Genomic DNA, 22,295 nt, shown 5'->3' with positions numbered 1-22,295 from the left:
TCAGTCCTTCTTTCCAAATAGGTCAATCAATGTGTCGGTAAAATCGATGCTGTCTGCTGGGCTCATCGGTGTGGTGTCACACCCTGCCGCCCGCTTGAAGGCCATCTGTTCGGGCAATCTCGACAGCTCTGGCATCATCTGCACCAGTCCAGGGGCCAACCCTTGCGAGACGCTGTCGTCTGCACTCTCCTGGCGCTTCATGGCCGCATCGCGCAGTTGGTCGGCAACCTCTGCCGGTGTCATCATCTGGGCGGTGTTCTGCATCAGCTCAACCCTGCCCATCACCTCTTCTTGTGCCAGCCGTTGCAGGCGGGCCCCGCGCTGGTCGTTGTAGCCAACGTCCTCCAGGATGGGGATAAGGCCGATAAGCGCTCCCTTTTCGTCGTAGGCATACACCCCCGAGTGCAAGTTGAAGGGGTCAAACCGCAAGGACACCTGGGTGCCGATATACGGATAGAGCAACGAGCTGTGATAGCGGTTGCGCTCGCCCAGGGGCGTCTGGCCTGCTTTGAGCTCAATCAACCCGCCTTCGTTAACCCGGCACTGCTCGGTGCGCATCAGGCAGAGCAACAGCTGCTGTTCGGTGGCCTTGCGCACGCTGACCTGGCTGTAACTCTCTTCGAACACCTGGCGATAACTGAGCCCGCGAGCCCTGGCCATTTCACTGCGCCGACCGGTACGGCTGTTCCAGGCTTCAATTTCCTCTGCCAATACCGCCAGAAAGGTCTCCAACGGGATGGCATTCTTCTGTGAGTCCACGTAGTGGGCGGGTTTCTTCTCTACCGAGTCGCCAACGGTCGCCAGGTTGAAGGCCGGGTGCCTGTCCACATATTCACCCAGGCCGCTCTTGCCGTTAAAGGCCCGTTCAATCGGCTTGGCCCGTGCGTTACCCTTGTTACCAGCGGTATCCGCTTCCACGCGGGTCCATGTCACCTCTACCCCCAGCGCCTTCATCGCCCCTTCGACCTCTGCCGAGTCGAACTTCTTGTGCTTGCGATCCCGCCCACTGGGGCGACACATCCGGCCCGTCATCGCCTGACTCAGTGCCGCACTGCCTCGGTCAAGGGTGCAGGCATCAGGCACGCCGTAACGGCTGACCATCTGGTGCAGGGCGAGCCCCAGCATGTCGGTGTTTTCACTCACATCGACGCAGTAAGAGAGCAGCATCGAGCTGTAAACGTCCTGGAAGAACCAGGTGGTGGGGCGCACGATCTCGCCGTTGGGCAGTGCCACCCAAAGGTTGTGGGTGTAGCCATCGCCGTTGACGTGAGCCAGGGCGTGCAATCCCACGCGGGTCCGGCGCTGGGCAGGCACCAGGGTCTGCTTGGCCTTGAACACCCCGCCGCGCATCGCCACCCGCAACTCCAGCGGGATATGGGTTTTAATGCGATTTTTGATGGTGTCGATACTGGGTACAGCCCAACCGTTTAGGGCTGCCGCCCGAGTCAGTCGCTCATAGCAGGCCTGAACAGTGGGGGCATCACTGCGCAGCCAATCCCCTTGAAAGAAGGACCAGGCCTCCGGGCTTAACTCGGCACGCCGTTTGGTATTGAGGCCGTTTTCATCGACCAGGGCCGCCAGCCAATCCCCTTTATCAATCCGCTTCAGACCCGGTTTGACATAGAACCAGCGGGTCAGGTTGGAGGCGGCAATACCGGTCTTCTCGGCCACTTCAGCCATGGCCTTTTTGATACCCATGCCATGACGCTCAACCAGATCCGCCACCATCAGGCACACCTCAAACCGACGACTGGCCTCCTGACGCTTCTTCTCACTCGACTCCTGATAGGTGAGCCACAACTCCTCACTGCCGATCTCGATACGGGTCTTCACTTCACCTTTCTTGAGATCCTTCACCTGCTGGTGGATGACGTGAGCACGCGCCTCTGGTGGTAGACAGTCGATGTGATATTCAAACCCCTTGCCCTTGGCCCGCTTCTGGCGCCATTCGTTTTTTTGTTCTGTCAGCTTGTTGAGTTTGATGCGGACATTGCATTCAACGCTCGGCATTCCAGGCAACCCGATGCATTCCTTGACTGAGATCCACTTGCTGTTCATCTCATGCCACCTTGCTGGCCCGGTTGTTATAGCGACTTGGCCAGATCTCCTCTGGTGCAACGCCAAGAGCGTCCGCGATGATCCGTTCGCCCTTCGGCCAAGGCCGATACAACGCATTTTTCAACGTGTCCGCACCGAGCCCGGCAGCCTTAGACAGGTCACGCATGTTTTTTCTTTGCATTTTCAACTTTGCAACGATGACCCAAGACTCCCAATCGGTGCCTTCTTGTCCAATGTTCGGCATTTTGCGATACTCCTCGGTTATCTATTTGGATAACACAAACGAATTATCCGACTGGGGAAAGTATTGATCGAACAAAAAGCAGAATTAAGGCTTGCGTGCGATTTTTTCTTCTGTCACTCAAACAAAACTCACGATGGTGGAATTTTCCTTTTATGTCAGATACTTACAAAGAAACAATCGAGGGTGAGAAAAGTTCGCGAGATCAATCTTTTCTTATGGGTCAAATAAATCGATTCGGAGAGAGACTGAAAAAGGCTATGAATGGCGAGTCAAACCTCGCATTCGCGAAAAAATGCGGAGTGTCTGATACGACGATCAGGAAGTATCTGAGAGGCGAAACCTATCCAGATTTAGATACGTTGGGAGCGATTGCCGAAGTGTCAGGATGTTCTCTAGCATGGCTTGCCTCTGGTGAGGAGAGGCCAAGTACAGAGGCGGGTGTCGCTAGAGAAGGACATCAAACCTGTGCTCTAACAGCTGTTGAAACACGCAGTATTGCCTTACCACCCCATATGGATGATTTCATCATGGTCAATGACCTGAGCACGGTAGAGGCTGCCGCAGGTGCAGGAAGCTATGTGGCTGAAGAGGAGAGCTCAGGCCGTATGGCATTCCGTCGTGAATGGATTGAGCGTGAGGGGTTGAACGCCAGAGCACTACGCATCATTAGAGCTCGTGGTGACTCCATGGAGCCAACCATACAAGATGGGGCCCCCATTCTGGTCGAAGCGTTCACCTATGCCGATGATGATGGCAACACTCGTTACCTAAGGAATGGCAGAACGCCGGAAGAGATCGTCAGGCAAGATGGTATCTATGTGATCCAGCTGCATGGCCGCCTTCTGGTTAAGCGCCTTCAGCTCGATCTGCTGGGAGGTCTACTGGTTAAAAGTGATAACCAGGCTTATGACACCCTCCACATCCAGGCCAACCAGATTGAGGACATAGCGGTCATTGGCCGCGTCGTCTGGACAGGCCGCAAACTATGACGCGTCAAAGTCGGGATCCTTTTCCATGAAGCGTTACAGCCATATCTAAACCTAACTTAATCATTTAAATTCAATGCGTTGCATTTAATGCATTATGAATTGCGATAGATGATGAGAGGATCGTTTTCAAGGCGTTGTTAAAGGATCCAATAGTAAGAGATAACAAGGGTTGCAGGAATCGAATGGTGTAGCGGAAGTGAAGTGGGGCCCAGCCCCATTATCTTGATCTGATTCAGGTTCATAGCTGCTACATGCAAAACCTGAATTTCATGGATCACGAGAAAAGGATCCATCCCCTATCAAACCTCACTTAAACCCTTATTCAACGGGGCTTCAAGAGGGGTTCACCATATTGATCTCATAGGTTCATATCTAGATCACCCCCTCACAGGAGCTGGATCTGGCGACCTATCACGACGCCAGCGCGGGGGAGGATATCGACTTCACCCTGCGCTGAGGCAGGGCGAACGATTAATTTTCGTGGGGATCGTGGTGGCAGCGCCAGCAGACGTCGAAGTTGGCGCCGTTCTCCTCCCCGCACTGACCGCACAGCCAGCCGTTGCCCTGGCGCTGCTGATAGCGTTCGATGACCCGTCCCGCCTTGCTGCGATCCTGCTCGCGCACCATCAGGGTCACCTGCAGCATGTCCACCGGCAGTTCGCCCAGGGCACCCGACAGCGCCTCGCCATTGAGCCGCACCGGCACCCCTTCCACTTCCAGCGCCCCTTTCAGGGCGTGGGCCTCCAGCGAATGGGAAGCCCGATACAGATTGATCCAGTGATCCATGTCTTCCCCCTCAGATCCCCCACGATGCCGTTACCACGGCACCGACTCTGGCCGGCTACAGCAGGGTGTCTATGCCGTAGTCGGCCCCCTTGGCCACGATGAAGTCGATGAACACCCGCAATTTTCGCGGCATCAGCCGCCGCTCCGGAAACAGCAGGTAAATGGGTACCCTGGGCTGCTGCCACTCGGGCAGCACGGACACCAAGGTCCCGCTCGCCAGCTCCTCGTGGCAGAGCATGGCGGGCAGGGAGGCGAGCCCCAACCCGGCCTTCGCCGCCTCTCGGGCACAGGTTATATTATTAACCCGAAAGCGGGAGGGAGGGTCAACCAGCACCTCCTTGTCATCCCGCTCGAAGCACCAGTGCGAGGCCAGAAAGCCGCTGGTCACCGCCACCCGCTCATGTTGTACCAGATCCTCGGGATGAGTGATGGCGGGGCTGCGCGCCAGGTACGCCGGGCTGGCACAGATCAGACGGGCATTGCTCCACAGCCGCCGCGCCGCCAGGTTCGAATCGCTCATGTCGCCGATCCGCACGATCGCATCCAGCCCCTCGTTGATGGGATCCACGATGCGATTGGTCAGCTCCAGCTCCACCTGCAGACCGGGATAGGCCTGCAGAAACTCCGCTACCAGCCGACCCACCACCAGCTGCCCCGCCTCGATGGGCACCGCCAGCTTGAGGGTGCCGGTCACCTCCTGCTGGCTGGCGCTCACCATCAGCTCGGCCTGAGCCAGCTCGTCCACCGCCTTGCTGCAGCGTAGATAGTACTGCTCGCCCGCCTCGGTCAGGGTGAGCTGGCGGGTCGAACGGTAGAGCAGCCGCACGCCGAGGCGCTGCTCCAGCTCGGCGATGCGCCGGCTCACCGTCGCCTTGGTCATGCCCAGCTCCTGGGCGGCCGCCGTGAAGGAACCCTTGTCGACGATCCGCACTAGAATCAATGCAGCGTTCAGATCCATTGTTGCACCAGTGAAACTGTATATCTCATAAATGGATACTAATCGAAACAGTTGGCCAGTGTTAGCCTGCCTCTCTTAAGTTCAGGAATCCCCCACATGAGTCAACACAAGAAGATCCCCCTGCTGGCCGCCATGATACTGGCCCTGCTCGGCCTGCTGTTTGCCGGTTACTGGTATCTGCACGGCCGCTACTTCGAGAGCACCGACAACGCCTACCTGCAGAGCGAGGTGACCGGCATCGGCTCCAAGCTCTCCGGCTACATCAGCGAAGTGCTGGTGACCGACAACCAGGCGGTGAAGGCCGGCCAGCTCATCGCCCGCCTCGACGACCGGGAGTACAAGACCAAGGTGGCCGAGGCCGAAGCCGACCTGCGTCTCAACCAGGCGACGGCGGAAAATCTCGCCGCCACCCGCACCCAGCAGCTGAGCCTCATTCGTCAGGCCGAGGCCAAGGTCAGCTCGGCCAATGCCGAACAGGTCCGGGCCCAGCAGCAGGTGCGCCGCGTCAGCCAGCTCAACCAGCGCCACTACAGCTCCCAGGACAGCCTGGACGAGGTGAGGGCCGGCTTGCAAGTCAATCAGGCCCAGGAACAGGAGGCCAAAGCGGCCCTGCAGGCCGCCCGCGAGCGGCTGCTGGTGCTGGATGCCGAGGCCAAGCAGAACCAGGCCAAGCTGGCATTGAGTGCCGCCCAGCTGGAGCAGGCCAAGCTGGAGCTGGCCTATACCGAGCTGCGAGCACCGGCCAACGGCATCATCGGCAAGCGCAGTCTGCGGGCGGGGCTCTACGTTCAGTCCGGCATGCAAGTGGCCAGCCTGGTGCCGCTGCAGCAGGTGTGGGTCGAGGCCAACTTCAAGGAGACCCAGCTGCTTCACATGCAGCCCGGCCAGAAGGTGGAGGTGATCCTGGATGCCTACCCGGATCAGCCGGTCGAGGGGATCATCGACAGCCTGGCACCGGCCACCGGCGCCAAGTTCGCCCTGCTGCCGCCAGAGAACGCCACCGGCAACTTCACCAAGATCGTGCAACGGGTACCGGTGAAGATCCGCATTCCGGATCCGGGCGCGCTGGCAGGCAAGCTGTTGCCTGGCCTCTCCACCGAGGTGATAGTCGACACCCGCAGCCCTGATCCCGTGGTCGCCGCCAACTGATGGACGCCATACCACGCCGCAACTGGATCGCGGTCATGGGGGGCCTCATCGGCGCCTTCATGGCCATCCTCGACATCCAGATCACCAACGCCTCCCTGAAGGACATTCAGGGGGCCCTGTCGGCCACCCTGAGCGAGAGCTCCTGGATCTCCACCTCCTATCTGGTGGCGGAAATGATCGCCATCCCGCTGAGCGGCTGGTTGAGCCGGGGGCTGAGCGTACGGCGCTACCTGCTGTGGACCACAGGCGCCTTCATCATCGCCTCCGTGCTCTGCTCGTTCAGCTGGAACCTCACCAGCATGATCGTCTTTCGGGCGCTGCAGGGCTTCACCGGCGGGGCGCTGATCCCCATGGCCTTCTCCCTCATCGTCAGCCTGCTGCCGCTGCACAAGCGGGCCACCGGCATGGCGCTGTTCGGTCTGTGCGCCACCTTCGCCCCCGCCATCGGGCCGACCCTGGGCGGCTGGCTGACCGAACAGATGTCCTGGCACTACATCTTCTACCTGAACGTGCCGCCGGGACTGCTGGTGATGGCCATGCTGGCCCACGGGCTGGACAAGAAGCCGGTGGACTGGGAGGTGATCAAGCGGGTGGATCTCATCGGCATCCTTACCATGGCGGTGGGGCTTGGCCTGTTGGAAGTGGTGCTGGAAGAGGGCAACCGGGAGGACTGGTTTGGTTCCAGCTTCATCGTGCGGCTCACCGTCATCTCGGTGGTAGCGCTGGTGTTTTTCGTCATCAGCCAGCTGCTGCGCCGCCACCCCTTGGTCAACCTGCGGCTGCTGCACAACCCGCGCTTCGCGCTGGCCTGCTTCGCCTACCTGGTGCTCGGCATGGCGTTGATGGGCTCCATCTATGTGCTGCCCCTCTATATGACCCAGATCCACAACTACAACGCGCTGGAAATCGGCGAGGTGCTGATGTGGATGGGATTGCCCCAGCTGCTGGTGCTGCCGCTGGTACCCAAGCTGACCCACAAGATAGACCCGCGCTATCTGGTGAGCTTCGGCTTTCTGGTGTTCGCCGTCAGCTGCTTCATGAACATGAACATGAGTGCGGATTACGCCGGGCCCCAGCTGATCCAGTCGCTCATCGTACGGGCGCTGGGACAGCCCTTCATCATGGTGCCACTCTCCCTGGTGGCGACCGCCAGCCTGACGCCGGACGAGATCCCCTCCTCCTCCACCCTGCTCAACGTGTTGCGCAATCTGGGCGGTGCCTTCGGCATCGCCATCATAGCGACCCTGATCGACAACGATACCCGCACCCACGTCAGCCAGATCGGCAGTACCCTGGCCGCCACCAGCATAGAGGGACAGGCCTATCTGCTGCAGCTGGCCCAGAGCATGATGGCCCAGGGCTCCGGCCCAGAGCTGGCCCGTCTGCAGGCTCAGGCCATGCTGTCGAACACCATCAGCCGCGAGGCGGCCATCATGGCCTACAACCAGGTGTTCTTCGTGATGGGTATCTTCCTGCTGATCGCCAGCGCCCTGATGCTGCTGCTCAAGCAGCCGGCCCCGAGGGCGCCGGATGCCGAACCGGTCGAGGCGTGAAAGAGTGGGAAGGGAATAGCAAAACGGGCCGGCAGGCCCGTTTTTTTATTGCGGCCCGCCGGTCAACCCGCCAGCGAGGCGGCGATCAGGAATTGGGCAGCGAAGTAGCTGCTCATCACCCAGGCGGTGGCATGGGGGAAGGGGCGACGGAAGCGGTCCAGCGCCAGCATGCTGTCGGAGAAGAGGAACATCAGCGCCCCCACCAGGGCGGCGGCGCTGCCGGCGGTGAGGGGGGCGTGCCAGGCACCGGCGGCCACCCAGGCCATACCGATGATCACCAGCATGTAGCAGAAGACGGGGATCTTCATCTCCCCGAGCTTGCCCCACAGCAGACCGAACACCATGCCCGCCACCAGCAGCAACAGCAGGCCGTCCACCAGGTTCAGCACCAGCGGCCCCTGGGCGAAGCCGACGATGTAGCAGAGGTGCGCGACAAGAAATGCCGCCAGCCCTTGGATGAAGCGATCGCTCGGCAGCATCAGCAGCACGTCGCCCGCCAGCGACAGGCAGAGACCGAGCAGGATCCAGGCATGGGAGCCGTCGTGGTCATATCCCTGATAGCCGAACGCCAGCGCTATGATGAGCAGCATGGTCAGCGGCTTGCTGATGTAGAACTGACGGGAGTCTGAGCCGTAGGCCGCACGAATGTGCCACCAGCCCGATGCGATGATCAAGAAACTCAATAACATGCCCTGCTCCTCACGTGTCGCTCGCAGTCATACGGCGACATCTTCTTGCTGACAGGGAGAGTAACAAATTCCCCCGGCCAGTGGCAGAGGCGCTCAGCAAACGAGCACTCTACACCTAAAGTCTAATTGTCCCGTCCACCCGGTTCGGGCATAAGGAACGGGTTCGGAGGATCACCATGGAAGAAGCAATGAGAAACTATCTGCCCGCCATCGACATCATGATGTGTCACTTGGGAATCAGCTTTGAGCAAGCCTGCGAGCAGCTGGGATTGAGCCAGGTGGAGCAACAGACCCTGAGCCTGCTGCAGGAGCAGGATCCGCAAGAATAAGCCCTCCCGCGGCCCGTATAGATATCATGATGTGCCGCGTTGAATAGGTCTGAGAGCAGCCGGAACTGAGCTAGGTGAAGCAACAGCCTTTCAACCTGCCGCAAAAGCAAGCTCCGCAGGAATAACCCCCACACGGGGTAAATAAAAACGGCGCCATCGTGGCGCCGTTTTTATTGGGTGCGGGATCAGCGTGCCAGACGACGCCGCTGCAGCCAGACCACGGCACCGAACAGCAGGAAGCCCGGCAGCCACATCAGCTCCTTGGGCCAGCGCTCGGTCGGCGCCTTGACGCTCAGGATCTGCTGATCCATCTCCAGCCCCAGCTCGGCGGCCTGGCTGCCGAAGGTGATACTGTCGATCAGCGTCTTGCCGTCCTGCTCATAGGTCTGGATCCCCAGCTTGGCCAGACGATCCTCGCCGCTCGCACCATCCGGTACCGGCAGCAGCACGGTGAAGCGGCGCAGCTTGCCTACCGCATCTTCCCCTTCCATGCGCAGGCGCAGGGTGCTCTCAACTTCCACCTGGCCCATGGTCTGGGCCAGCTCGGCCGGGGCGGCGTCGCGATACGGGTCGTGCAGCATGTCCATCCAGAAACCGGGACGGAACAGGGTGAAGGCCACCAGCAGCAGCAGCACGCTCTCGTACCAGCGGCTCTTCACCAGGAAGTAGCCCTGGGTGGCGGCGGCGAAGATCAGCATGGCGATGGTGGCCACGATGAAGATCAGCACGCCGTGGGCGAAGTCCACGTTGATGAGCAGCAGGTCGGTGTTGAAGATGAACAGGAACGGCAGCGCCGCGGTACGCAGGCTGTAGTAGAACGCCGTGATCCCGGTCTTGATGGGATCCCCCTTGGAGACAGCCGCCGCGGCGAACGAGGCCAGCCCCACCGGCGGGGTCACGTCGGCCATGATGCCGAAGTAGAAGACGAACAGGTGCACCGCGATGAGCGGCACGATAAGGCCGTTCTGCTGGCCCAGGGTCACCACCACGGGCGCCAGCAGGCTGGATACCACTATGTAGTTGGCAGTGGTGGGCAGCCCCATGCCAAGGATCAGGCTCAGCAGGGCGGTCAGCAGCAGCATCAGCAGCAGGTTGCCCATGGAGAGGAACTCCACCAGATCCGCCAGCACCAGGCCGACCCCGGTCTGGGAGACGGCCCCGACTATGATGCCGGCGGTGGCGGTGGCGATGCCGATGCCGATCATGTTGCGGGCGCCGGCGATCAGCCCTTCGCGCAGATCCACCACGCCGTCGGTGAAGCTGCCGTAGTCATGCTTGCCGTCGGTGCGCAGCCAGTTCAGCAATGGACGCTGGGTCAGCAGTATGATGACCAGCATCACCGAGCCCCAGAAGGCCGACAGGCCGGGGGAGAGGCGCTCCACCATCAGACACCACACCAGCACCACTACCGGCAGCAGGAAGTGCAGGCCGGAGAGCAGCACGGCACGGGTGCTCGGCAGCTCGTCCAGCGGCTTGTCCGGATCTTCGGCCGGCAGCGGCTCGTTGCTGGCGGCGATCTTCAGCAGTCCCAGGTAGGCGGCGGCCAGCAGTACGCAGACCCCCGGCAGGGCGTAGTCACCCAGCGCCGGCTTGAGCCAGCCCAGGCCGTAGTAGACCGCCATGGAGAGGCCGCTGATAAGCGCCGCACCGAAGGCAAAACCGGTCAGACGCTGCAGCCAGGTGCGCGGCTGACGGTTGCCGATGGGCTGCATGCCGAGCTTGAGCGCCTCGAGGTGCACTATGTAGAGCAGGGCGATGTAGGAGATGGCCGCCGGCAGGAAGGCATGCTTGATGATGTCGACGTAGGGAATGCCGACATACTCCACCATCAGGAAGGCGGCGGCCCCCATGACCGGGGGCATGATCTGGCCGTTGACCGAAGAGGCCACTTCCACCGCGCCGGCCTTCTCCTTGGAGAAGCCGACCCGTTTCATCATGGGGATGGTGAAGGTGCCGGTGGTCACCACGTTGGCGATGGAGGAGCCGGAGATGACGCCGGTCAGGGCCGAGGCCACCACTGCCGCCTTGGCCGGGCCACCACGCAGGTGGCCGAGCAGGCTGAAGGCGAGCTGGATGAAGTAGTGGCCCGCACCGGCGCGCTCGAGCAGGGCGCCAAACAGCACGAACAGGAAGACGAAGCTGGTGGAGACCCCGAGGGCGATGCCGAACACCCCTTCGGTGGTGATCCACTGGTGGTTGGCCAGCGCATGCAGGCTCACACCACGGTGCGCCAGCAGGGATGGCATCCAGGGACCGGCCAGGCTGTAGGCCAGGAAGACAATGGCGATCACCGCCAGGGCCGGGCCGAGGGCACGGCGGGCGGCTTCCAGCAGCAGCGGAATGCCGATACAGGCGACCACGAAGTCCATGGTGGTCAGGTTGCCGGGGCGCTGGGCCAGCTGCTCATACATGATGAACAGATAGCTGGCGACGGCGGCGCCGATGAGGCCGAGAGCGATGTCGCCGAGCGGCACGCGGTCGCGCGGCGAGCTGCGCATGGCCGGGAACACCAGATAGGCGAGCAGGATGGCGAAAGCCAGGTGAATCGAGCGTGTTTCAGTGTCGTTGAGAACACCGATGCCGAGGGAGAACGGCAGCGGCGAAGCGATCCAGAGCTGGAACAGGGACCAGATCAGCGCAAGACCCGCGATGATCCAGCTCATGGTGCCCACCGGCAGGCGGGCTCCCACATCCTGGGCGATCAGCTCTTCGGCCGAGAGCGCCTCTTGTTGTTGTGTTTGCTGCATAGTGTGGCTCTGTTGGTACTGCAATAAAGAGACTCGCCCCCCCGAAGGAGGAGCGAGTCCGGGGCACATCCTAAGACGCAGCCGGATTACATCCAGCCACGTTCCTTGTAGTAGCGCACCGCGCCTTCATGCAGCGGGGCGGAGAGACCCACCTTGATCATGTCGGCTTCCTTCAGGTCGGCGAAGGCCGGGTGCAGGCGCTTGAAGCGATCCAGGTTGTCGAACACGGACTTGACCAGCTGGTAGACCACTTCCGGGTCAGCCTTGGCGCTGGTGGAGAGCACAGCCTTGCCACCGATGGACGGGGTCGGGTTCGGGCTGCCCTTGTACAGGCCACCCGGGATCTCGGCCTTGCTGTAGTAGCTCTTCTCGGCCAGCAGCTTGTCGATCTCGGGGCCGGTCACCGGCACCAGCACGGTGTCGGTGGTGGTGGAGGCTTCCTGGATGGCACCGTTGGGGTGACCGACGAAGTAGCTCATGGCGTCGATGTTGTTGTCACCCAGGGCAGAGGCCTGCTCGGCGGGTTTGAGCTCGGAGACCAGGCTGAACACGGACTTGTCCCAGCCCTTGACGGCCATGATCTCTTCGAAGGTATCGCGCTGGCCGGAACCCGGGTTGCCGATGTTGACGCGCTTGCCCTTCAGATCGTCGAAGCTGGCAATCTTGGCGTCCTTGCGTGCCAGGATGGTGAACACTTCGCTCTGCAGGGAGAAGACGGCGCGGATGTCATCCATCGGACCCTCGGCCTTGAACGGCTCGACGCCTTTCATCGCCTTGTACTGGTGGTCGGACTGCATGATGCCGAAATTGAACTCGCCGGAGCGGATGCCGTTGACGTTGGCAACACCGCCGCCACTGGCCGGGGCGTTGCACTTGATCTGGTGATCGGCGGCGCCGCGGTTGAGGAAGCGGCAGATGGACTGGCCCGCCACATAGTAGACGCCGGTCTGACCGCCGGTGCCTATGGTCACGAAGCGCTCCTGCGCCTGTACCGGACCACCAAACGAAACGCCGACCAGAGCTGCCGACAGGGCACACGCCAGGGATAATCCTTTCATGTTGTTCATCCTTTTTGATTGATTCAGCTCGCCCGTTCCACGGGCGAATGCAAGACAAACCGCCGTGCTGCGTCGGCGGTCGTCCGTGACCTCGCGATGAGGAAATGGGTGAACGACCAGCGTTCCCCAAAAAGCCACCAGCATCCTGTGGTGAGACAGTCGGCTTCATGCCAACCAGAGATAATTGGCACCGAGGGTGCCAATTAAAGAGTTATAACGGCATCGATTAAGCACACGGCGCCAACATAAATCAAACAAAAAACACAAAATCAGGAATATCAGGCGCCAGAAATTTGAAGCCGATCATTAATTTGCCGATCGGAGATTAATTGGTTGTGCTACCGGACGGCAGGCGGGAAGAGAGAAAGGAGATTCTTTTGCAGCCCTTGTCTGGCAAGGGCTGCAACCTTGGTGACTTATGCTTTTGGCTTGGCCAGATCCAGGATAAACGCAAACTCCAGCGCGATATCCTCGTAGGCCTTGAAGCGGCCCGACTTGCCGCCGTGGCCAGCGTCCATGTCGGTGCTCAGCAACAACTTGTTATCATCCGTCTTCAGCTCGCGCAGCTTGGCCACCCACTTGGCCGGCTCCCAATACTGCACCTGGGAATCGTGCAGACCCGTGGTGACCAGCAGATTCGGGTAAGCCTGTGCCTTGACCTGATCGTAGGGGCTGTAGGCCTTCATGTAGTCGTAGTAGCGCTTCTGGTTCGGGTTGCCCCACTCGTCGTACTCGCCGGTAGTGAGGGGGATGGACTCGTCCAGCATGGTGGTGACCACGTCGACGAAGGGCACCTGGGCCACCACGCCGCGATAGAGCTGGGGCGCCTGGTTGATGACGGCCCCCATCAGCAGGCCGCCGGCGCTGCCGCCCATGGCATAGACCTGACCCCTGGCACCATAGCCCTGTGCCACCAGCGCCTCGGTCACGTCGATGAAGTCATTGAAGGTGTTCTGCTTTTTCAGCAGCTTGCCATCCTCATACCAGTGGCGACCCAGCTCCTCGCCACCCCGGATGTGGGCGATGGCGTAGACGAAGCCGCGATCCAGCAGGCTCAGCCTGGCGCTGCTGAAGTCCGGCTCCATGCTGGCGCCATAGGAGCCGTAGCCGTAGACCAGCAGCGGATTGGTGCCTGCGCCGGTCCCCTCCTTCTTGAACTTGTCCTTGCGATAGACCAGCGACACCGGCACGGCCACACCGTCACGGGCGGTGATCCAGAGCCGCTCGCTGGCATATTGATCGGCCTTGAAGCCCGCCACCGGCTGCTGCTTGAGCAGGGTGCGCTTGCCGCTGTTCAGGTCGAGCTCGTAGGTGGAAGACGGCGTGGTCATGGAGGAGTAGCCATAGCGCAGGGCGCTGGTGTCCGGCTCCGGGTTGTAGGCAAGCCAGGTGACATAGGCGGGATCGTCGAAGGCGATCTCCTTCTGCTCGCCGCTCTGCCAGTTGACCTGGCGCAGCCGGGTCAGCCCCTGACTGCGCTCCTCCAGCACCAGCCACTCCTTGAACAGGGCGTAGCTCTCCAGCAGTACATCCGGATTGGGGGCGATCACCGCCTTCCAGCGCTCCACCGGGCTCTCTTTGGTCTCGTAGAGGCCGAAGTTCTTGCCGTCCTTGTTGGAACGCACATAGAAGCGGCCGCGGTAGTGATCCAGGCTGTACTCGTGATCCACCTGGCGCGGCAGGAACAACCGCGGCGCCTGGGTCGGCACGTTGGCATCGATGAGGCGCGCCTCGCCGGTAGTGGTGCTGGAGAGGGCGATGACGATGAAATCTTCCGAGGTGGTGGCATAGAGGCTCACATAGAAGGTGTCGTCCTTCTCCTCGTAGACCAGGGTGTCCTTGGCGGGATCCGTGCCCAGCTCGTGGCGATAGACCTGGTAGGGCAGCAGGGTCTTGGGGTGCTTGCGCACGTAGAACACCGTCTTGCTGTCGTTGGCCCACACCAGATTGCCGGAGGTGTTCGGAAGCAACTCGGCGGCCCACTTGCCGCTCTCCAGATCGAGGAACTGGATCTGGTACTGGCGGCGGGAGAGGAAATCTTCCGCCACCGCCAGCCAGCGGTTGTTGCGGCTCACCTCGAGCGCCCCCAGGGCGTAGAACTCGTGGCCCTCGGCACGCTGGTTGCCGTCCAGCAGCAGGCTTGTAGCCTCTTCACCCAGCTTGCTGCGCGAATAGATGGCGTACTCCTTGCCCGGCTCGTAGCGGGTCTGGTAGCGATAGCCGTTCTTCACATAGGGCACCGACTCGTCCTGCTGGGGAATGCGGGCCACCATCTCCTGATAGAGCTGGTCGCGCAGCGGCTTGACCGGTTTGAGCATGGCGTCGGTGTAGGCGTTTTCGGCCTCCAGATAGGCCAGCACCTCGGGTTTCTGGCGCTCGTCATCGCGCAGCCAGTAGTAGTTGTCGACCCGGGTATCCCCGTGTTTTTTCAGGGTATGGGGGTGTTTGGCGGCCACGGGAGGCTGGATCTGGGTGTCGCGTGTGGGCATGGCGGACTCATTATTGGCATATGAACAGGGAACGGCGGCCAGGCAAGCCAGCAGCAGAAGCCCTCGGGAAAAGGTGAACATGTCGCATCCTTTGCGCTTTAAAAGGGTTGGCGGACCTGAGCCTTGGCTCCTTGGACAGGGGACCAATCTGCCCCTTGTCGCCTTCAGTTGCAAGTTCTCCCGCGCCGGGATGTAAAAGGGCCGCCATCTCGCGATGGCGGCCCCCATACCTGACCGTGAGCGACACGGGCTCGCTCAGGTGTGCCTCACATGATGGAAGTGTGTCTGCTCACGGCCAGTCTTCATCAGCCGGGGTAGCTCGACCAGACCCTGGTCGCGCCCTCATTGCTGATGCTCAGCACCTGATAGGGCTGACCCGGAATATCCATGCCCGGCGCACTCTGGGGCATGCCCGGAATGGTCAGGCCGCGGATCGCCGGTTTTTCCTTGAGCAGTTTCTGCACATCGGCGGCGGGCACGTGTCCCTCGATCACATAGCCGTTGACCACGCCGGTGTGGCAGGAGGCCAGCTGCGGAGTGATGCCGTACTGCTGTTTGACCGGTGCAAGCTGTTCGGTTTCGATGACCTCAAGCTCGAAGCCATTCTCTTCCATGTGCTTGTTCCAGGCCTGGCAGCAGCCACAGTACTTGGATTTGTAGACGGTCATCTTCTCGGCTGCGAGAGCAGAAAAGCTGACGGTACCGGCCAGCACGGCCAGTAGCAGGGATTTGTACATAACTCACCTCAGATTGAATGAAACATGCCCGGGAACGGGGGTCAGATTCAAGCCAGGGTGCGGGGAGGACGCTCCAGCCGGTCGGTCGGGACATCCGGCATGAACTGGGAAGGAGAGATGAAATCCGGGGAGTCGGGTTCCAGCATGGCAACCGTCAGGCTGTCACTGCTGAGCACCGTCATGGCGAGCGCCGAGGTGAAGCTGCCGCAGGGCATGGCCTTCTCCAGGGTGCGTTCGCTCTGGCTGCAATGAGGCGTCAGGGTACAGAGATCGGTCGCCGCCCGGCTGCCAAACGACATCAGCACCATCAGCAGACTCCACAGGGGGAGCCAGCGGCGGGCGCGAGCGAGTTGGCGACGGGTCAGAACCATGAGACGACTCATTGACGAAAGGTGGCCTATGGTAACCCCTGGCCCAGGGGGAGGGTCAAGCCCTCCCCCTCTTCCGGTCAGCCGCCATCAAGGTTGCTGACGGGTGGCCGCCAGCACGATCTCGCGCACGCAGACATTGGCCGGCTGGCTCCATGCATAGAGCACTGCCTCGGCGATCACCTCGGGCGCAATGACGCCGCCCATCTGATCCTTCCAGTCGTGGTAGCTGGCCTTGATGCTCTCGTCCGTGGTGTGGCTGAGCAGCTCGGTCTCCACCGCGCCGGGGGCTATGGTCACCATCCGCACGCCGACATCGGCCACCTCTTCCCGGATGTTTTCGGTCAGGGCGTGTACCGCGAACTTGGTGGCGCAGTAGGCGGCATGGTTCGGGAAGGTCTTGCGACCGGCGATGGAGCTGATGTTGATGATGGTGCCGCTGCGGCGCGCTTTCATGCCGGCCAGCACGGCGTGAACACCGTTCAATACCCCCATCACGTTGATGTTGAGCATCTGCTGCCACTCGGCCGGATCCTGCACGTCGGCCTGGCCCAGCAGCATGACGCCGGCATTGTTGACCAGGCAGCCGACCGGACCGAATTGCGCCTCGGCCTGCTGGATGGCGGCCTTCATGGCGGCGGTGTCGGTCACGTCGACCCCGATGCAGAGGGTATCGGGCAGGCCCAGCGCCTGCATGGGCTCGACCCGACGGGCCAGCAGCAGCAGCAGCGGATGGCCGGCAGCGGAGAAGGCGCGGGCGATGGCGGCACCGATCCCGGCGGAGGCACCGGTGATCACGACGAGAGGCTTGGACATAATGTTTTCCTTCTGATTCAAGAGTCGGTTTGAGCAAAGAAGCGGCTGGCCAGCACGGAACGGGATCACTATAGTCACTGCATCCATCAGTGATAAATATTGTTTTCCGCTGGTTATCATCTGAAAAAACTATGGTTGGGCTTATGCTGGATCTGAGACTGCTGCGTTTCTTCATCGCCATCTATGAAGAGAAGAACATCACGGCGGCGGCCGAACGCTGCCACGTCAGCCAGCCCTCCCTCTCGGCGGGGCTGCGCCAGCTGGAAGAGACCCTGGGTGACAGCCTGTTCATCCGGGGCAAGAAAGGGGTGGAGGCGAAGGACCCGGCCCACTACCTCTATCCCCACGCGGTCAAGCTGGTGGAAGAAGCGCGCCGTCTGCCCGAGCTGTTTCGCCAGAAGGCGACGCGTGCGCGGCTCAATCTTGCCATCATGCCGGACCTGAGCCGGCGCCGGCTGGCGGGATTGCTGCAGCAGGTGCTGCCCGAGCTGGATCTCACTCTCTCCGATTACGGGACGCCTGCCGACTGCCGGCTGACCCTGGATGCCCTGCGCCGGGAGGACGAGATCTTTCTGCCGCTGTGGGAGGAGGACTATGTCTTGTGCGTGCGCCGCGACCATCCCCTCGCCGGCCGTCGACAACTCGAACTGGCCGAGCTGCAACATTATGATTTTATTGAGTGCCCTCCCTGCGAAGCCCATCAGCAGACCATAGGCCTGCTGGCCTGTGATCGGCTCACCCTCAATCTGGTGGCCAAGGCCGAAAGCAAGGGGCTGGTGATGGCGCTGGTACTGGCCGGGGTCGGCATCAGCTTCCTGCCGGACGGACTGGTGGAGGACGAGGCGGGTCTGTGCACCGTGCCCGTGAGCGGGCCCCGGATGTTCCGGCGCATCGGCCTCTGCTATCCCGCCCACCAGACCCTCAATCCGGCGCTGCGCGAGCTGATCCCAGAGCTGGCGGGCCACGGCGCTTCTTGCTAACGTCGCTGCGCAATGCATCTTTTGCCGGCATCCACTCCTCTTCAGGTCAGGACCCCATGAAACGCATTCTGGTCATCTTCTCACACCCGGCGCTGCAGAGTTCCCGGGCCAACAAGCAGCTGCTGCAGGCCATCGACGGGCTGGAGGGCGTCACCCTGCACGACCTCTATCTGCACTACCCGGACATGTTCATCGACGTGAAGCGGGAGCAGGCCCTGCTCTCTGAACACGACATCATCGTCTTCCAGCACCCCTTCTACTGGTACTCCTGCCCCGCCATCATGAAGGAGTGGATGGACCTGGTGCTGGAGTACGGCTACGCCTATGGCCCGGAAGCCCACGCCCTCAACGGCAAGCAGTGGCTGTCGGCCATCACCACCGGCGGAGCCCCCGAATCCTACTGCAGCGCCGGCTACAACCAGCGCCCGCTGCTCGACTTCCTGCTCCCCTTTCAACAGACGGCCCAGCTGTGCGGCATGAGCTGGCTGCCCCCGTTCGTGCTGCACTCCTTTCACAAGATCCGAGACCCGGAGGCGCTGCGCCGCTGCGGCCAGGACTATCGCCAGCTGCTGTGCGCCCTGCGCGACGAGCAGCTGACCCCGGAACAACTCGGCGGCAGCCCCTATCTACGCGATCTGCTGGAGGTACTTCCATGACCCGAACCCGATCCGGGCGTAGTCCCGGCCTGCCTTCATCGGCCTCCACCGCAGCGCGGAGGATCCGCTGATGGGACACGGTTTGCTGTTCGATGCCTTCATCTACCTCTCCGCCGCGGTGATCGCGGTGCCGCTGGCCAAGCGCTGGGGACTGGGATCCGTGCTCGGCTACCTGCTGGCAGGGATCATCATAGGCCCCTTCCTGCTGGGGCTGGTGGGTGAGCAAAAAGACGTGATGCACTTCGCCGAATTCGGGGTGGTGCTGATGCTGTTTCTGGTCGGACTGGAACTCAGGCCAGCGCTGCTGTGGCAGCTGAAGGGCCCCATTCTCGGCACCGGCGGACTGCAAGTGCTGCTCACCACGGCCGCCCTGACCGGCGTGGCCCACCTCATCGGCCTGCCTTGGCAACAGGGGTTGGCCATCGGCCTCATCCTGGCGCTCTCCTCCACCGCCATCGTGCTGCAGAGCCTGCAGGAGCGCAAACTGATGCAGAGCGAGAGCGGCCGCTCCGCCTTCGCGGTGCTGCTGTTCCAGGACATCGCCGTCATCCCCATCCTGGCGATCCTGCCACTGCTGGCCATTGCGCCGGTGGCCAGCAGCGGCAGCTCTGAGCTGGCCGGCTGGCAGCACGGCCTGCTGGTGGTGGCCGCCATCTCCGGCATAGTGCTGGGTGGTCATTACCTGATGCGCCCGGTGTTTCGCGCCATCGCCCAGTCCCACATGCGGGAGATCTTCGTCGCCGCCGCCCTGCTGCTGGTGATCGCCATCGCCGTGCTGATGGAATCGGTCGGCCTCTCCCCCGCTCTCGGCTCCTTCCTCGCCGGGGTGGTGCTGGCGGACAGCGAATACCGCCACGAACTGGAGGCGGACATAGAGCCGTTCAAGGGGCTGCTGCTCGGCCTCTTCTTCATGTCGGTGGGCGCCGGCATCAACTTCGGGCTGTTTGCCGAACATCCGCTGCTGATCCCGGCCCTGGTGGTCGGCCTGATGCTGCTCAAGTGGCTGGTGTTGATGGCGCTCGGCTTCATCATCCGCATCTCGCCGAGCCAGCGCTGGACCTTTGGGCTGGCGCTGGCCCAGGGGGGAGAGTTTGCCTTCGTGCTGTTCTCGTTCGCCGCCCAGAACAGGGTGATGCCGGGAGATACCATCGCCCTGCTGACCCTGGTGGTGGCGCTCTCCATGGCGCTGACGCCGCTGCTGCTGATCCTCAACGATAGGGTGATCCAGCCCTGGTTCGACTATCGCAACCAGAGCGAGGTCCCGCAGCACGAGCAGCCGGAGCTGGTGGAGCACCCGGTGATCATCGCCGGCTTCGGCCGCTTCGGCCAGATAGTGGGACGCTTGCTGCACGGCCATGGCATAGGTACCACCATCCTCGAGCAGGATGCCAGCCAGATCGAGATGCTACGCAAGTATGGCTATCAGGTGTTCTACGGGGATGCCAGCCGGCTCGACCTGCTGCACGCCGCCGGTGCCCACAAGGCCAAATTGCTGGTGCTCTCCATCAACGACCCTGCAACGTCACTCGAAGTGATTGAAATGGTGAAGAAACACTTCCCGCACCTTAAGATACTGGCGCGAGCCCAGGATCGTCCCCACGCTCACGAGATCCTGCGCCAGGGCGTGGGCAGCGTGTATCGGGAAACCCTGGGTTCCGCCGTGGATCTGGGGGTGGAAGCCCTGACCCAGCTCGGCTTTCGGGCCAACCAGGCCTGGCGGGCCGGGCAGACCTTCAAGCAGCACGACAACTGGCTGCTGCGGGAGCAGGTCAACTACCTGGACGACGAACACACCTATATCAACAAGAGCCTGCAATACCGGGACATCCTCTCCGATCTGCTGCAAGACGATCAGGAAGGACAGGAGCGCATTCACGCCCACAACTGGAACAGCGGTCTGCCCGACAACGACAAGGAAGCAATATGATTGCCTATTACCCCCTGCTCAAACACCTGCACATGACGCTGGCGCTGGTCAGCGTGCTGCTGTTCCTCTATCGCTGGCTGCTGGCCTTGGGGGGCAGTGCCCGCCTGCAGCAGAAGTGGCTGAAGATCCTGCCCCACATCAACGATCCCTTACTGTTGCTGTTCGGGGTGTTGCTGGCGGTGACCCTGCAGATGAGCCCGGGTCAACAGCCCTGGCTGATGGCCAAGCTGATCGCGCTGGTGGTTTACATCGGCCTTGGCGTCATGGCGCTCAAGCGCCCTGCGCGCAGTCAAAAGCTGGTGGCCGGCCTCGCTGCCCTGGCGGTATTTGGCTACATGGTGGGCGCAGCCATCACCAAGTCGGCCTGGTCCTGGCTGGCCTGATCCGACAGCAAAAATCCCCGCCCGGTGGAGGAGAGTCCTCTCCTCCACATCATATTCTGCGCTCACCCATCATTTCTGTTTTTTCTTCTGCATCAAATCCGTAAGACAGCACTTTCATTTGGCGAATTTTCATCATTTTTTAGCCTCAATTGCTGCCAGAAAAGAGAGCGTTCTCTTTTATGATCATGTAGTTAGCTTGGTTTGTATGAAAATGGCGACAGTTGTCGCAGCAAAACTTGCGACATAGACTGTCGCAAGGCATGGCTAGGATACACTCAACGCTAAACCAGTGAAGGCATGCACCATGAGTAAGAAGCTGTTACGACAACTGACCTTGGCGCGTTGCATCCCGCACCGCCCTTACAAGCTGACCGCCAGCCAACTCCAGGTAAAACTGGAAGAAGAAGGCATTCATGTCAGTCTGCGTACCGTGCAACGGGACCTGGAAGAGATGTCCGGCATGGGGTTGTTCGATCTCACCTCGGATGAACGCAGCAAACCACACGGCTGGTGCTTCGAGCGCCATGGCCTCAACGATTTTGCCAACATCATGCCGCTGTCACTGGCAGTGGCGCTGAAAACCTGGAGCGACCAGGCCAGCCAGCTGCTGCCCGCCAGTGTCCTGACCGAATTGAACCCGCTGGTCGACAAGGCCAGCCAGGTGATCCGTGACAGCCAGAGCGAACTGGCGGAACGCTGGCTCGAGAGCGTGCACCAGTCACCGCGCCCGTTTGCCGGCAACCCGGAGATCCGCCGCAGCACCCTGATCCGCGATGCTCTGTGGCGTGGCCGCAAGTTCAGCGCCGAGATCCAGCGTGTCATCAAGGAGCGCACCGTGTGGCTCTGCTATGACCGCATCAATCCGCTCGGCATTCTGAACCAGGCGGAGGGGCCGACCCTGCTCTGCACCCTGTCCGAGCTGGATCCCAAGGTCTACGGCATCCCGTTCGACCACATCAAGAACGTGGAGCTGACCAACTTCAGCGCGACCCAGCCGAAGGATTTCAATATCCAGAAACTGATCCGCGATCAGGGGTACCAGGATGTCAGCGGGCCGATCCGCTTCGTCGGCCGCATCGATGCCAACTGCCCAACCCTGGTCGACGGCCAGATCCCCGGCCACAACCCGCGCATGACCCGTTACGACAAGCGCAGCGTGGTAGTGGAAACCGAGGTGCAGGACACTCCGGAGTTCCGTACCTGGCTCAACAACATGAGCGGGAACCTGGAAGTGCTGGCGCCAGAATCCTTGCGAAAGGCATATCCGACACCGGGTAGCCGCGTCAGCTGACACCTTCTCAACAAGCCGGGCCAAGCCCGGCTTTTTGTATTCTTTTTGAGCATATTTATTCAACTAATTTTTAAGCCTTACCCTCCGA

General features: G+C 61.5%; 20 protein-coding genes. 9 read left to right on the top strand and 11 right to left on the bottom strand.

What is annotated here, in order from left to right; all coding sequences use genetic code 11:
- On the bottom strand, nt 1-2,058 hold the full coding sequence (locus tag CAK78_RS14375; protein WP_094697708.1) for a transposase domain-containing protein: 2,058 nt from the start codon (nt 2,056-2,058) through the stop codon (nt 1-3).
- Nucleotide 2,059: 1 nt separating this feature from the next.
- Complete coding sequence (locus CAK78_RS14370) at nt 2,060-2,302, bottom strand: helix-turn-helix domain-containing protein (protein WP_094697707.1); 243 nt, start codon at nt 2,300-2,302, stop codon at nt 2,060-2,062.
- A 152-nt stretch (nt 2,303-2,454) separates the two neighbouring features.
- Here CAK78_RS14370 and CAK78_RS14365 point away from each other — a divergent pair, with 152 nt between their 5' ends.
- The gene (locus CAK78_RS14365; protein WP_094697706.1) at nt 2,455-3,291 is read left to right on the top strand and encodes an XRE family transcriptional regulator; all 837 of its coding nucleotides are present in this window, start codon (nt 2,455-2,457) and stop codon (nt 3,289-3,291) included.
- A gap of 471 nt (nt 3,292-3,762) precedes the next feature.
- Here the strand turns inward: CAK78_RS14365 and CAK78_RS14360 are convergent, their stop codons facing one another.
- Both CAK78_RS14360 and CAK78_RS14355 read right to left on the bottom strand, forming a co-directional pair.
- Nucleotides 3,763-4,077, bottom strand: a complete 315-nt coding sequence (locus CAK78_RS14360; RefSeq protein WP_005308027.1) for a putative signal transducing protein — start codon at nt 4,075-4,077, stop codon at nt 3,763-3,765.
- 55 nt (nt 4,078-4,132) lie between these two features.
- The gene (locus CAK78_RS14355; RefSeq protein WP_005308024.1) at nt 4,133-5,035 is read right to left on the bottom strand and encodes a LysR family transcriptional regulator; all 903 of its coding nucleotides are present in this window, start codon (nt 5,033-5,035) and stop codon (nt 4,133-4,135) included.
- 96 nt (nt 5,036-5,131) lie between these two features.
- On the opposite strand from CAK78_RS14355, the gene CAK78_RS14350 reads away from it, so the two are divergent.
- Both CAK78_RS14350 and CAK78_RS14345 read left to right on the top strand, forming a co-directional pair.
- The gene (locus tag CAK78_RS14350) at nt 5,132-6,184 is read left to right on the top strand and encodes an HlyD family secretion protein (RefSeq protein ID WP_094697705.1); all 1,053 of its coding nucleotides are present in this window, start codon (nt 5,132-5,134) and stop codon (nt 6,182-6,184) included.
- Nucleotides 6,184-7,737 carry a DHA2 family efflux MFS transporter permease subunit gene (locus CAK78_RS14345; protein WP_025202374.1) on the top strand — a complete coding sequence of 518 codons (1,554 nt, stop codon included), beginning with the start codon at nt 6,184-6,186 and terminating at the stop codon, nt 7,735-7,737. The genes CAK78_RS14350 and CAK78_RS14345 overlap by 1 nt, the downstream gene beginning before the upstream one ends.
- A gap of 62 nt (nt 7,738-7,799) precedes the next feature.
- Here CAK78_RS14345 and CAK78_RS14340 read toward each other — a convergent pair whose 3' ends face one another.
- Entirely contained in the window at nt 7,800-8,426 is a 627-nt protein-coding gene (locus CAK78_RS14340) for a lysoplasmalogenase (protein WP_094697704.1), read from the bottom strand.
- A 188-nt stretch (nt 8,427-8,614) separates the two neighbouring features.
- Between CAK78_RS14340 and CAK78_RS14335 the strand changes: the two genes are divergently transcribed.
- Entirely contained in the window at nt 8,615-8,755 is a 141-nt protein-coding gene (locus CAK78_RS14335) for a hypothetical protein (RefSeq protein ID WP_010635406.1), read from the top strand.
- 185 nt (nt 8,756-8,940) lie between these two features.
- Here CAK78_RS14335 and CAK78_RS14330 read toward each other — a convergent pair whose 3' ends face one another.
- From CAK78_RS14330 to CAK78_RS14305, 6 genes are all read right to left on the bottom strand, one after another.
- Nucleotides 8,941-11,502, bottom strand: a complete 2,562-nt coding sequence (locus CAK78_RS14330; RefSeq protein ID WP_094697703.1) for a TRAP transporter permease — start codon at nt 11,500-11,502, stop codon at nt 8,941-8,943.
- Nucleotides 11,503-11,588: 86 nt separating this feature from the next.
- On the bottom strand, nt 11,589-12,560 hold the full coding sequence (locus tag CAK78_RS14325) for a TAXI family TRAP transporter solute-binding subunit (protein WP_176452802.1): 972 nt from the start codon (nt 12,558-12,560) through the stop codon (nt 11,589-11,591).
- Nucleotides 12,561-12,976: 416 nt separating this feature from the next.
- On the bottom strand, nt 12,977-15,130 hold the full coding sequence (locus tag CAK78_RS14320; RefSeq protein ID WP_176452801.1) for a S9 family peptidase: 2,154 nt from the start codon (nt 15,128-15,130) through the stop codon (nt 12,977-12,979).
- Nucleotides 15,131-15,354: 224 nt separating this feature from the next.
- On the bottom strand, nt 15,355-15,786 hold the full coding sequence (locus CAK78_RS14315; RefSeq protein WP_005308011.1) for a DUF411 domain-containing protein: 432 nt from the start codon (nt 15,784-15,786) through the stop codon (nt 15,355-15,357).
- A gap of 47 nt (nt 15,787-15,833) precedes the next feature.
- Nucleotides 15,834-16,157 (bottom strand): hypothetical protein, encoded by a 324-nt coding sequence (locus CAK78_RS14310; protein ID WP_042005464.1) that lies wholly within the window; start codon nt 16,155-16,157, stop codon nt 15,834-15,836.
- A gap of 87 nt (nt 16,158-16,244) precedes the next feature.
- Nucleotides 16,245-16,970: an SDR family oxidoreductase gene (locus CAK78_RS14305; RefSeq protein WP_176452800.1), complete on the bottom strand. Its 726-nt coding sequence runs from the start codon at nt 16,968-16,970 to the stop codon at nt 16,245-16,247.
- 143 nt (nt 16,971-17,113) lie between these two features.
- On the opposite strand from CAK78_RS14305, the gene CAK78_RS14300 reads away from it, so the two are divergent.
- The 5 genes from CAK78_RS14300 (at nt 17,114) to CAK78_RS14280 (ending at nt 22,207) form a co-directional block, all read left to right on the top strand.
- Nucleotides 17,114-17,950 (top strand): LysR family transcriptional regulator, encoded by an 837-nt coding sequence (locus tag CAK78_RS14300; RefSeq protein WP_176452799.1) that lies wholly within the window; start codon nt 17,114-17,116, stop codon nt 17,948-17,950.
- A gap of 56 nt (nt 17,951-18,006) precedes the next feature.
- A complete protein-coding gene (kefF, locus tag CAK78_RS14295) occupies nt 18,007-18,606 on the top strand; it encodes a glutathione-regulated potassium-efflux system oxidoreductase KefF (protein WP_141214191.1) in 600 nt (199 codons plus the stop codon).
- Between the two features lie 70 nt (nt 18,607-18,676).
- A complete protein-coding gene (locus tag CAK78_RS14290) occupies nt 18,677-20,533 on the top strand; it encodes a monovalent cation:proton antiporter-2 (CPA2) family protein (RefSeq protein ID WP_094697697.1) in 1,857 nt (618 codons plus the stop codon).
- The gene (locus tag CAK78_RS14285; RefSeq protein WP_094697696.1) at nt 20,530-20,916 is read left to right on the top strand and encodes a SirB2 family protein; all 387 of its coding nucleotides are present in this window, start codon (nt 20,530-20,532) and stop codon (nt 20,914-20,916) included. The genes CAK78_RS14290 and CAK78_RS14285 overlap by 4 nt, the downstream gene beginning before the upstream one ends.
- Before the next feature lie 304 nt (nt 20,917-21,220).
- Nucleotides 21,221-22,207, top strand: a complete 987-nt coding sequence (locus CAK78_RS14280; protein WP_005308002.1) for a helix-turn-helix transcriptional regulator — start codon at nt 21,221-21,223, stop codon at nt 22,205-22,207.
- Nucleotides 22,208-22,295 lie beyond the last annotated feature (88 nt).

The organism is Aeromonas sp. A35_P, assembly GCF_002259925.1.
Classification (GTDB): Bacteria; Pseudomonadota; Gammaproteobacteria; order Enterobacterales; family Aeromonadaceae; genus Aeromonas; species Aeromonas dhakensis.
This window is presented reverse-complemented; position numbering and strand designations above follow the sequence as displayed.